Below are 11,471 nucleotides of genomic sequence, written 5' to 3' on the forward strand. Positions count from 1 at the left end.
GATCAGGCCTGGTGGTCGGCGCCGAACTTGCGGTGCCGGGCCTGCTCCTCGAACTCGCGGGCCGCGCGCAGCGAGTCGACCTCGCCCACCACCGGGTTCGGCTGGTGGGTGGCGCGCGTGCCGCTGTACAGGGACAGCAGGTTCATGGCGACGGCGCGCTGGTTGCGGTGGCCGAGCAGCTTCGTGACGTGCACGCCGAGCCACGCGAACCAGCCGACGGTGCCGTTGAGGCCGATCGAGCCGACGCCCGGGAGCTCCGGCATCTCGGTGATCGCGGCATGGCGGCCGATGGTCGCCATCGTGCCGAGGTCGACGTAGTGGAAGGGCTTCTTGACCTTGCCGGCGACGTCGGCCGCGATCGCGCGGGCCACCGCGCGGCCGGCCTGGATGGCGGGCTGGGCGAGCTGGGGGAGGGAGCCGTCGCCACCGGCGATGTCACCCGCGGCGAACACGCCCGGGAAGCCCTTGACCTCGAGGTTCTCGTCGACGTCGAGGCGGCCGCGCTTGTCCTGGGGCAGGCCCCAGGTCTTCACGACGTCCGCGATGGCGACGCCCGCGGCCCAGATGGTGATGTCGGACTCGAGGACGGTGTCGTCATCGAGGGTCACGTAGTCGTAGCCCACGGACTTCACGCCGTGACCCAGGCACAGGTGCACGCCGCGGTCCTCGAGCTCGTGCGCCGCGTACTCGCGGAACTCCTCGCGGAACTCCTTGATGAGCTCGCCGCCGCGCTGCACGAGGCGGATGTTCAGGGTGCCCGGGTCGAGCTCCGGGTAGAGGATGTCCAGCTCCTGCTTGCGGAAGTCGGCGAGCGCACCGGCGATCTCGACGCCGGTGGGGCCGCCGCCCACGATCGAGACGTGCAGCACGTCCCCGTCGCGGGCGCGGCTCGCGCGCTCGAGCTCGGAGAACACACGGTCGCGGATCGCGATGGCCTGCGAGCGCGTGTACATCGGCATCGCGTGCTCCTCGGCGCCCGGCGTGCCGAAGTAGGTGGTCGTGGCGCCGTTGGCGAGCACGAGGTAGTCGTAGCGCAGGCGCTTCTCGCCGCGCTGGCCCTCGTCGACGGTGACGACCTTCTGGTCGGGGTCCACGCCGATGACCTCGCCCTGGCGGTAGCGCATGTTGGGGACCTTGAGCGAGAGGCCGCGCAGGAACATCGTGACGTCGCCCGGGTTCAGGCCCGCGGTCGCCACCTGGTAGAGCAGCGGCTGGAAGGTCTTGTAGACGTTGCGGTCGATGAGGGTGACGCGCACGCGGGAATCCGCCAGGCCCAGCACCGCGTTGGCCCCCGCGAAGCCGCCTCCGATGATCACCACGTGGGGCCAGCTCCCGCCGTCCTTCGCGGGGACGGTGGGACGACGTGCCAGGAACGGCAACACCATGGGGAGCTCCTTCTGGGTGACGGCGGGAGCCGGTCCGAGCGTGCCGCGTCGGGCGGGCCCATCGTCGAGGGGGTGTGACGGTCGGTAGGGCGGGACGGCGGTCAGGAGCACCACGGACGGGGCGCCGGACGCCCATCCGCGGGAAGTCGCATCGATGCTACCCAATCCGGGCTCCCGCGCCCATCCTCGCAGGCCCGGGATGTGGCTGAGGAGACGGACGCGGGGGCCCGCGATGCCCGGCGCCCCGGTCGCGGCGGCCCCGCGGGAATCGCGACGGGCGCCGACCGCGACCCCCGGGCGTCGTGAAGGCGGCATCCGGGCGAACGTTTGATAACGCTCCGGTCACCACCTCGGCGAACGGATCCGGGGAGACGCGCGGGCGGCTTGAATGGACGAGGCCCACGCCACAGCCGCCGTGGTGCCGCCCCCTCCCGTCCCCCGTCTCTCCCCGCGCCAGGAGCATCTCCATGACCCCCTCGGTCTCGCGCCGACTCGCCCGCCGCACCGCCGCCGGGCTCGGCATCGCCGCCGTCTCCCTCACCACGTTCCTCGGCGCCGGCGTCCCCGCCCTCGCCGCGGGCACGGGCGACCAGGTGACGCTGCTGAACATCAACGACTTCCACGGCCGGATCTCCTCGACCGCGAAGGACCTAGCGTGCACGGTCGTCACCGAGGAGAAGGCGGCGCCGAACTCGGCGCTGCTCTCCGCGGGGGACAACATCGGCGCCTCGGAGTTCGCGTCCTACATCGACGACGACAACCCGACGATCGACTACCTGAACGCCCTCGGCCTCGGCGCGTCGGCCGCCGGCAACCACGAGTACGACAAGGGCTACGACGACTTCACGACCCGCGTGCAGGAGCGGGCGGACTGGCCCTACCTCGCCGCGAACGTCACCAAGGACGGCAAGGCCACGACCGATCCCTACGCGATCGTCGACGCCGGTGACGTGAAGGTCGCCGTCGTCGGCGCCGTTACCCAGGAGACCCCGGGGCTCACGTCCCCGGCCGGCCTGCAGGGCGTCGAGTTCGGCGATCCGGTGGACGGCGTGAACGCCGCGATCGAGGAGCTGAAGGCCTCCGGCGAGCAGTACGACGTGCTCGCCGTCGAGTACCACGAGGGCTCCTCCGGCTCCTCCGAGCCGGGCAGCGCCCCCACCCCGACGCCCGTCTTCACGCACCTGATCGACGACACCTCCGCCGAGGCGGACGTCATCTTCACCGCCCACACGCACCAGTCCTACGTCTACCAGGCGGCCGTGCCCGGCGAGTCCGGCGAGACCCGGCCCGTCGTGCAGACCGGCTCCTACGGCGAGAACCTCGGCAAGGTCACCCTCGAGAAGGCCTCCGACGGCGACTGGGACGTCGTCGCCGACGCCACCGCGCTCGTCCCCACCGAGGGCGCGGACCTCGAGGCCTGCGCGGGCGACGCCGCCTACGACACCGCCGCGACGATCGCGGACGACGCTGCCGCCTCCGGCGCCGAGGCCGCGAAGAAGGAGGTGGGCGACATCGACACCGACGTCACCACCGCCTACGCGCCCGACGGCGCCGAGTACGTCGACGGCGTCTGGACGAAGAAGAAGGGCTACACCGGCCGCGGCGACGACCGCGGGAGCTCCTCGGCGCTCTCCGACGAGCTCGCCGACTCGATGGTCTGGGCCACCCAGCAGGACTCCTACTCCGGGGACCGCGCAACGATCGGCGTCATGAACCCCGGCGGCGTGCGCGACAACCTCGCCTACGCGCCCTCCGGCGACGAGGGCAACGGCGTGGTCACCTACGGCGAGGCGAACAACATCGTCCCCTTCGTCAACAACCTCTCCACCACGACCCTCACGGGCGCCCAGTTCAAGGACCTCCTCGAGGAGCAGTGGCAGCTCGACGCGGACGGCAACGTCCCCTCCCGCGGCTACCTGCAGCTCGGCCTCTCCGGCAACGTCGACTACACCTTCGACGAGTCCGCCGCGCAGGGCGAGCACATCACCTCCGTGAGCATCGACGGGAAGCCCCTGGACCCGAAGGCCTCCTACAGCCTCGTCGCCGCGAGCTTCCTCGTGGCCGGCGGCGACAACTTCCACACCTTCGCCAAGGGCACGAACACCAAGGACACGGGCCTGCTGGACCGTGACGCGTGGATCAGCTACCTCGGCAAGCACCGCGGCCTCAAGGCAGACTACTCCCAGCGCGGCATCGGCGTGCAGGTCACGGCCGGTACCGGCTCCTCGATCGTGCGGCTCACGGGCCTCGAGTCCCGCTCCCTCGGCGCCCCCCAGATCAGGACGGCGACGCTCGAGATCGACGGCGAGACCTTCTCCGCCCCGTACAAGCAGAACAAGGACGGTCAGTGGGGCGCCGACGTGCGCGTCACCCTCCCCGCCGGGGAGCACGAGGGCACCGTCACCGCCGTCCCGGTGACCGGCACCTCCGTCACCTTCCCGATCACGCTCGAGACGGAGCCGGTCTCCTTCTCCGACGTGCCCGCGGGCATGCAGTTCTCCGAGGACATCACCTGGGCCGCCGCCCAGGGCTACGTCACCGGCTGGAGCGACGGCACCTACCGCCCGCTGCAGGACGTGAACCGGGACGCGATGGCAGCCTTCCTCTACCGCATGGCGGGCGAGCCGGCCGTGACCCTGCCCGAGACGTCCCCGTTCACGGACGTGAAGCCCACGGACCAGCACTACACGGCGATCGTGTGGGCGCAGCAGCAGGGCATCACGACCGGCTGGAGCGACGGCACCTTCCGCCCCACCACCCCGATCGCCCGTGACGCGATGGCCGCGTTCCTGTACCGCTACGCCGGCGAGCCCCGCTACTCGGACCCGGTCAAGGGCCCCTTCGAGGACGTCTCCGCCTCGCGCAAGTACGCCAAGGAGATCGCCTGGCTGCAGTCCACCGGCATCTCCACCGGCTGGAGCGACGGCACGTACCGCCCGCTGAACCCCATGAAGCGTGACGCGATGGCCGCGTTCATGCACCGCATGGACGACGCCGGCATCGAGTACGTCGAGGACTGACCTCCTCCTCGGGTCCCCGGGGGTGGGCCGTCACGCCCGCCCCCGGGGACCCGCCCTGCCCCACGCCTCACCCCCGCCTCCTCCCCCTCCGCTGCGTCCCCCTGCTAGGAGCCCCCATGAGCCCCGCCCGCACCCTTCTCCCGCTGCGCCGCCTCGCCTGCGGCGCCGCCGCCCTCGCCCTCGGCGCCGGCCTCGTGCCCGCCCTCGACGCCCCGGCCCGCGCCGCCGATCTGCTGCCCCCGGACGACCTCCGCATCAGCGAGGTCTACGGCGGCGGCGGCAACTCCGGCGCCACCTACACCCACGACTTCGTCGAGCTGCGCAACACCTCCGACGCGCCGATCAGCCTCGCCGGCTGGTCCCTGCAGTACGCCGCGAAGGCCGGCGCGTTCTCCGCCGGGAACACGCTGCAGCTGACCGGCACCGTCCCCGCGGGCGGCACCTTCCTCGTCCAGCTCGCCCAGGGCAGCGGCGGCACCGACGCGCTGCCCACCCCGGACCAGACCGGGAGCCTCGCCCTCTCCGGCACCGGCGGCGTCGTCGCGCTGTCGAACGCGAGCGGCACCCTCACCTGCCAGTTCGAGACCTGCGCGGGCGAGACCGCCGTCGTCGACCTGCTCGGCTGGGGAGGCGCCGCGACTTATGCGGGCACCGCCCCCGCCGCGGCGACCACGAACGCCACCTCCGTCTCCCGCACCGCGGAGACCGGGGACAACGCCGCGGATTTCACCGCGGGCGCTCCCACCCCGCAGTCCTCCGGGGCGGATCCGACGGACCCGACCGACCCCACCGATCCCACGGACCCCGTCGAGCCGGGCGCCGTCGTCCCGATCGCGGAGATCCAGGGCACCGGCGCGGCCTCCCCGCTCGCCGGGACCACCGTCACCACCGAGGGCGTCGTCACCGCCGTCTACGCGACGGGCGGCCTGAACGGCTACGTCATCCAGACCGGCGGCACCGGCGGCGACATCGACCCCGCCACCGCGGAGGCCTCGCAGGGCCTGTTCGTGCACTCGCCCGCCACCGTCGGCGACGTCGAGATCGGCCAGGGCGTGAAGGTGACCGGTCAGGTCTCCGAGTACTACGACGCGACCCAGATCTCCGTCGCCGCGGGCGGCCTCACCACCCCGGACGCCGAGCTCGCCCCCGTCGAGCCGGCCGTCCTCACCGGCGGGTTCCCCACCGATCCCGAGCAGCGCGAGCGGCTCGAGAGCATGCTGATCCTGCCCGCAGAGGGCGACCTCACCGTCACCGACGTCTACGAGACGAACAAGTACGGCGAGGTGGGCCTCGCGATCGGAGACCAGGCCTACCGCCAGCCCGCGGAGACCCTGCGCCCCGGCGCCGAGGCGACCGCCCTCTACCAGCAGCAGCTCGACGACATGATCCTGCTGGACGACGGGAGGACCACGAACTTCTCCACCGCCACGGACGTGCCGATGTCCTACCTCTCCACCGAGGAGCCCGTGCGCGTGGGCGCCGGCGTCGGCTTCGAGGAGCCCGTCGTGCTCTCCTACTCCTTCGACACCTGGCGCCTTCAGCCCACGACCCCGTGGGAGTCCTCCGCGACCGACGGCATCAGCTTCGAGGACACCCGCCAGGCGACGCCCGACGAGGTGGGCGGCGACCTCCAGGTGGGCACCTTCAACGTGCTCAACTACTTCACGACCCTCGGCGAGGACACCCCCGGCTGCGAGCCGTACACCGACCGCGCCGGCGAGGGCACCTCCGTGCGCGGCGGCTGCGACCCGCGCGGCGCCTGGGGCCAGGACGACCTCGACCGCCAGCAGTCCAAGATCGTCGACGCGATCTCCACCTCCGGCCTCGACGTCGTGGGCCTCATGGAGATCGAGAACTCCGCACGGCTCGGCGAGGAGGCCGACGAGGCCACTGCGACCCTCGTCGCCGCGCTGAACGAGAAGGACGGCGCCGGCACCTGGGCGTACGTGCCCACCGCCGCGGCCTACGAGGCCGCCGGATCCGACGCCGGCCAGGACGTCATCTCGAGCGCTCTGATCTACAAGCCCGCCGCGGCCGCCCCGCAGGGCGATGCTGTGGTGCTCGCCGAGGATCCGGCCTTCGCCAATGCCCGTGAGCCGCTCGGCCAGGTGTTCGCGCCCGTCGGCGAGGACAGCAAGGGCCGTGCCGTGCAGGGCGAGCCGTTCTTCTTCGCCGTGAACCACTTCAAGTCCAAGGGCTCGAAGGACGCCGCGGACGCCTCCCTCCCCGCGGATCCGGTGCAGGGCAACTCCCGCACCTCCCGCCTCGCGCAGGCGAACGCCCTGAACGCATGGGTGCAGGAGCAGCAGGAGGCGCTCGGCGTCGAGGACGTGCTGCTGGGCGGCGACTTCAACGCCTACACGCAGGAGGACCCGCTGCAGGTGTTCTACGAGGCCGGCTACACGGACCTCGGCTCCACCTTCGACGAGGACGGCTGGTCCTACAGCTTCGACGGCATGACCGGCTCCCTGGACCACGTGCTCGCCAACGACTCCGCTCGCGAGCGGATCACCGGCGCCACGGACTGGTCCATCAACGGCGCCGAGTCCCCGCTCGCGCTGTACAGCCGCGCGAACACCAACGTCACCGAGCTGTACCAGGAGGGCCCCTTCGCCTCCTCGGACCACAACCCGATGATCACCGGCCTGGACGCCGAGTTCGCCCCGGCCTCCGGCGGCGGGAACGGGAACGGGAACGGCAACGGCCACGGGAACGGGAACGGCAAGGGCCGGGACAACGACAACAAGGGCCCCGGGAAGAACAACGGCACGCCCGGTGGCAGCAACAGCGGCATCGGGAAGGGCAAGGGCCGGCAGGGCTGAGCCCTGACCTCGACCGGTGCTGAGGCCGGGGCGCTCTCGCGGCGCCTCGGCCTGACCGATGCCGTGGCGGTGGGCCTCGCCGCGATGATCGGCGCGGGCGTGTTCGTCTCGCTCGGCGCCGCGGCGGATCTCGCCGGTCCCGCCGTGCTCGCGGCGCTGCTGCTCGCGGCCGTCGTCGCGCTCGCCAACGCCACCTCGACCGCCCAGCTCGCCGCTCGCTACCCGACCTCCGGCGGCAGCTACGTCTACGGGCGTGAGCAGCTGGGGCACGGGTGGGGCTTCCTCGCCGGCTGGTGCTTCGTCATCGGCAAGACGGCCTCCTGCGCGGCGATGGCGTTCGTGGTCGCGGCGTACCTGGTGCCGGAGGAGGCCTGGCGGCGGCCCGTCGCCGCGGGGGTGGTCCTGCTCCTCACGGCGGTGAACCTCGTGGGCGTCACCCGCACGGCGGCGCTCGCCCGGGTGCTCGTCGCCGTCGCGCTCGGTGCCCTGCTGCTCACCGCGGGCCGCCTCGCCGCGGGCGTCGTCACCGGGCCCGCCATCGGGGCCGACGGCGCGGGGGAGGCCGGGGGAGCGGCCGAGGGGGACGCCGTGGCCACCGGTGGGACCACGGCCACGGGCCTCGCGGCGGCGGTCCCGGGACCGCTCGCGGACGTGCCGGACGGCACCCTCGGCGTGGTCCTCGCGGTGCTGCAGGCCGCGGCGATCCTGTTCTTCGCCTTCGCGGGCTACGCCCGGGTCGCGACGCTGGGGGAGGAGGTCACCGCCCCGCGCCGCACCATCCCGCGGGCGATCCTGCTGGCCCTCGGCATCGTGCTCGCGCTGTACGTGCTGCTCGCGGTGCTGCTCGTGCTCGTCGGCCCCGCTCCGGACGCCGCCGGTTGGGGCCCGGCACCCTTCGTCTCCGCGCTCGCGGCCGTCGGGGCGGGCGGTGGGTGGACCCTCGTCGTGACGATCGGGGCGACGGCCGCCGCAGCGGGCTCCCTGCTCGCGCTCGTCGCCGGGGTCTCCCGCACGATGCTCTCGATGGCGCGCGAGGGAGATCTCCGGCGCCCGCTCGCGGCGGTCTCGGCGCGCTTCGAGGTGCCGTGGCGGGCGGAGGTGACGGTCGGGGCGCTCGTCGTGGCGCTCGTGCTGCTCGTGCCGAGCGCGCTCACGGCCGTCGCGGCCTCGTCCTTCGGTGTGCTGCTGTACTACGCGGTCGCGAACGCGGCGGCGCTCACCCAGAGGGGTGACGACCGGCTGTTCCCGCGGGCGCTCCAGGTCGTGGGGCTCGCGGGCTGCGTGCTGCTCGTCGCCGCGCTCCCGTGGCCGACGCTCCTCGCGGGTCTCGGCGTGGTGGCCACCGGGATCCTGGTGCGGCTGCTGGTCCGCTCCCGGCGCTGAGCGCCGCTCGTCCCGCGCCCCACCCACTCTGTCTGCCACACCCACTCTGTCTGCCCCGAGCACTCTGCCCGCCCCGTCCGCTCTCCCTTCCCCGCACTTAAGCTTTGACTTATATGACGCGAATGGGCAGGATGGCCGCGTGCACGCGCTCGACGTCCTCGGCGACCCCGTGCGGCGACGGATCCTCGAGCTCCTCGCCGCGGACGGGGAGCGCAGCGCGGGCGAGATCGGCGAGGTGGTCCAGGCGGAGTTCGCCATCAGCCAGCCTGCCGTCTCCCAGCACCTGAAGGTCCTGCGCGAGCACGGCTTCGCGAGCGTCCGCCCCGAGGGCAGGCGCCGCCTCTACGCGGTGGACCCGCGCGGGCCCGCCGAGGCCCGGCAGTGGCTCACCCCCTTCGAACGCTTCTGGCTCCCGAAGCTCGACGCGCTCGGCACCGAGATCGCCCGCGGGAAGCGGCAGCGCCGCCTCGCGACCCCACCCCACGAGAAGGAGACCTGACATGGTCGACGTCCCCACCCAGCTCACCTCCGTCACCCGTGCCTACCGCGTCGAGGAGCGCGACGGCGAGCCCCAGCACGTCCAGACCCTCGAGCAGGACTACCCCGCCGCCCTCGCGGACGTCTGGGAGGCCGTCACCACCGCGGAGCGCATCGCCCGCTGGTTCCTCCCGATCTCCGGCGAGCTGCGCGAGGGCGGCCGCTACCAGTTCGAGGGGCAGGCCGGCGGTGAGGTGCTCAGCTGCGAGCCCCCGGCCGACGGCGCCGCCGCCTACTCCGTGAGCTGGGAGGCCATGGGCAGCGTCTCCTGGGTGACCGTGCGCCTCGAGGCGGTCTCCGAGGAGTCCACCCGCTTCGAGCTCGAGCACAGCAGCAAGGTCGCCGACGTCCCCGCGGAGATGTGGGAGACCTTCGGCCCCGGTGCCACGGGCGTGGGCTGGGACGGCGGTCTGCTGGGCCTCGCCCTGCACCTCGGCGCCGTCGAGGGCTCGCTCGCCCCGTCGGAGGCGGAGGCCTGGGCGGGCACCGAGGAGGGACGTTCCTTCTATCGCGGCGCGGCCGACGGCTGGGCCGTCGCCCACACCGCCTCCGGCGAGGACCCCGAGGTCGCCCAGCGCAACGCCGACGCGACCTACGGCTTCTACACGGGCACCGGGGCCTGAGAGCTCAGACCGCGCGGGCGACCAGCACGTACTCGCGGCCCGGCCGGTCCGGCGCCTCCCGGATCTCCCGGACCTCGAGCCCGGCCTCCGCGAGGGAGGCGCGCAGCTCCGCCTCCTCGCGGAAGCGGAGGGTCGAGGTGGAGGAGCGCGTGGTGCCGTCCTCGAAGCGGAAGTCATCCGTGAAGGTCACCAGCGGCAGCGCCACCTCGACCGACCGCGCACGGCTGCGCACACGGCCCACGCCCGGCACTTCGTGCACCTGCGGATCCGTGTCCGCCTGCCATTCCTCCCAGGCCCGCCGCTTCGGCCTGCGGGACTCCGCGACGAACCATCCGCCGGGGCGCAGGGCGGCGCGGATCCCTCGCAGCGTGCGCAGCCAGGACTCGTCCGTGAGGAACACCTGGGCGACGTTCCCGGTCATCACCGCGAGATCCGCGCCGAGCGGCGGGAGGTCCGGGGCGGTGCCGTGGATCCAGGTGACCGCCTCGGCGTGGGGTTTGGACCGGGCGACGTCGAGGGAGGCGGCGGCCGGGTCCACCCCGGTCACCGTCAGACCCCGCGCGGCGAGCCGCACCGCGAGGGAGCCGGTCCCGCAGCCCACGTCCACGATCGTGCGGGCGCCGAGCTCGTCGATCAGCGCCTCGTAGTGGTCGAGGTCGTCGCGCTCGCCGTCGAAGGTGTCGTAGCAGGCGGCGAGTCGGGGGTCGGCATAGATCTGATCCGGAGCGGGGTCCGCGGCGGGCGGAGGCGGAGGAGGGGAGGTGGCGCTCACGACCGCGAGGCTAGGCCCTTCGCCGCGCCGAGGACCAGCGGTTTTCCTGCGGCAGCCGCGCCGTGTCCCGATCCCGGCAGGTGCCGCCCGCCTCGCCTCAGGTGAAGCTCGTCCAGGTGGTGTCCGCGTCGATGAGCCAGTGGTTGCGCAGCGTGAGCGCCCGCTCGGTCGCGGCGAGGGCGCCCGCGATGACGAGCGCGGTGTTCAGCTCGGCGCTCAGGCTGATCGGGGACGTGAAGGTGCCCACGCGCGCCGCGATCTCGTCGACCGAGGTCACGAGCTCCACGATCTGCGGGATCGTGACGGCGAGGCTCACCAGCAGCACGACGATCGCGACGGCGCCGAGGACCCGGCTCGCGAGCGGGAAGCGCCGGCCCAGCCGCGCCCGCAGCCCCTCGGCCGAGCGCGGGTGCGGGGTGAGCAGTCGCGCCTCGCCGCCGTCGGGCACGTGGTGCATGCGGGAGAGGCCGTAGCTGGTGCGCGCCACCTCGATCACCCCGCCGGGCACGGGGAAGGCGGCGGGCGGGTTCGCGACGTGGGTGCGGCGGCCGTCGCGGTACAGCGCCATCGGGGGAGTGGGCTCCTTCTCCTCGGGGTCCAGGCTCCCGGAGAGCTCGTCCGCGAGGTGGTGCACGTCCACCTCGTAGCGGTGCACGGCGCCGTCGGGCTCCTCGAGGTCGATGTGGAACAGGGTCCGATGCAGCAGCTGCCAGGTGCGGAAGGGCTTCAGTGCGCGGCCGTCACCGGGGCGCACGCGGCGCTCGCGGCGTCGTCGGCGGTGCTTGTCGAACATGACGGAGCTCCGATGGTGGGGGCGGGGCTCGGGGGAGGGCCGCTCCCATCCCACCCGGTCGCGCCGCCGATGGCCAGGGCCACGCGGGCATCCTGTCCGAAGGTCGGAGCGGGCGGAGCCGCCGCCACCCACCCTG

General features: G+C 73.3%; 8 protein-coding genes. 5 read left to right on the plus strand and 3 right to left on the minus strand.

Annotated elements, in window-relative coordinates; translation table 11 throughout:
- Window positions 1–2: 2 nt before the first annotated feature.
- On the minus strand, window positions 3–1,385 hold the full coding sequence (locus ABD080_RS06960) for an NAD(P)/FAD-dependent oxidoreductase (RefSeq protein ID WP_137769775.1): 1,383 nt from the start codon (window positions 1,383–1,385) through the stop codon (window positions 3–5).
- A gap of 467 nt (window positions 1,386–1,852) precedes the next feature.
- Here ABD080_RS06960 and ABD080_RS06965 point away from each other — a divergent pair, with 467 nt between their 5' ends.
- The 5 genes from ABD080_RS06965 to ABD080_RS06985 all read left to right on the plus strand — a co-directional run bounded on the left by ABD080_RS06965 (window position 1,853) and on the right by ABD080_RS06985 (window position 9,770).
- Window positions 1,853–4,405 carry a 5'-nucleotidase C-terminal domain-containing protein gene (locus ABD080_RS06965; RefSeq protein ID WP_343904188.1) on the plus strand — a complete coding sequence of 851 codons (2,553 nt, stop codon included), beginning with the start codon at window positions 1,853–1,855 and terminating at the stop codon, window positions 4,403–4,405.
- Between the two features lie 116 nt (window positions 4,406–4,521).
- The gene (locus ABD080_RS06970; RefSeq protein ID WP_343904189.1) at window positions 4,522–7,227 is read left to right on the plus strand and encodes an ExeM/NucH family extracellular endonuclease; all 2,706 of its coding nucleotides are present in this window, start codon (window positions 4,522–4,524) and stop codon (window positions 7,225–7,227) included.
- A 63-nt stretch (window positions 7,228–7,290) separates the two neighbouring features.
- Window positions 7,291–8,610, plus strand: a complete 1,320-nt coding sequence (locus ABD080_RS06975) for an APC family permease (RefSeq protein ID WP_343904190.1) — start codon at window positions 7,291–7,293, stop codon at window positions 8,608–8,610.
- A 139-nt stretch (window positions 8,611–8,749) separates the two neighbouring features.
- On the plus strand, window positions 8,750–9,109 hold the full coding sequence (locus ABD080_RS06980) for an ArsR/SmtB family transcription factor (protein ID WP_343904191.1): 360 nt from the start codon (window positions 8,750–8,752) through the stop codon (window positions 9,107–9,109).
- A gap of 1 nt (window position 9,110) precedes the next feature.
- Window positions 9,111–9,770, plus strand: a complete 660-nt coding sequence (locus ABD080_RS06985) for an SRPBCC domain-containing protein (RefSeq protein WP_343904192.1) — start codon at window positions 9,111–9,113, stop codon at window positions 9,768–9,770.
- A gap of 4 nt (window positions 9,771–9,774) precedes the next feature.
- On the opposite strand, the gene ABD080_RS06990 is transcribed toward ABD080_RS06985, so the two are convergent.
- Window positions 9,775–10,542: a class I SAM-dependent methyltransferase gene (locus ABD080_RS06990; protein ID WP_343904193.1), complete on the minus strand. Its 768-nt coding sequence runs from the start codon at window positions 10,540–10,542 to the stop codon at window positions 9,775–9,777.
- A gap of 97 nt (window positions 10,543–10,639) precedes the next feature.
- Window positions 10,640–11,335 carry a hypothetical protein gene (locus ABD080_RS06995; RefSeq protein WP_343904194.1) on the minus strand — a complete coding sequence of 232 codons (696 nt, stop codon included), beginning with the start codon at window positions 11,333–11,335 and terminating at the stop codon, window positions 10,640–10,642.
- Window positions 11,336–11,471: the final 136 nt, after the last annotated feature.

Origin of the sequence: Brachybacterium rhamnosum (assembly GCF_039526185.1) — a bacterium.
Lineage (GTDB): Bacteria > Actinomycetota > Actinomycetes > Actinomycetales > Dermabacteraceae > Brachybacterium > Brachybacterium rhamnosum.

What these genes read in the sequence shown, in the direction of transcription:
- ABD080_RS06960 (WP_137769775.1), bottom strand. Translation starts at nt 1,385, where the DNA reads ATGGTGTTGCCGTTCCTGGCACGTCGTCCCACCGTCCCCGCGAAGGAC.
- ABD080_RS06965 (WP_343904188.1), top strand. Translation starts at nt 1,853, where the DNA reads ATGACCCCCTCGGTCTCGCGCCGACTCGCCCGCCGCACCGCCGCCGGG.
- ABD080_RS06970 (WP_343904189.1), top strand. Translation starts at nt 4,522, where the DNA reads ATGAGCCCCGCCCGCACCCTTCTCCCGCTGCGCCGCCTCGCCTGCGGC.
- ABD080_RS06985 (WP_343904192.1), top strand. Translation starts at nt 9,111, where the DNA reads ATGGTCGACGTCCCCACCCAGCTCACCTCCGTCACCCGTGCCTACCGC.
- ABD080_RS06995 (WP_343904194.1), bottom strand. Translation starts at nt 11,335, where the DNA reads ATGTTCGACAAGCACCGCCGACGACGCCGCGAGCGCCGCGTGCGCCCC.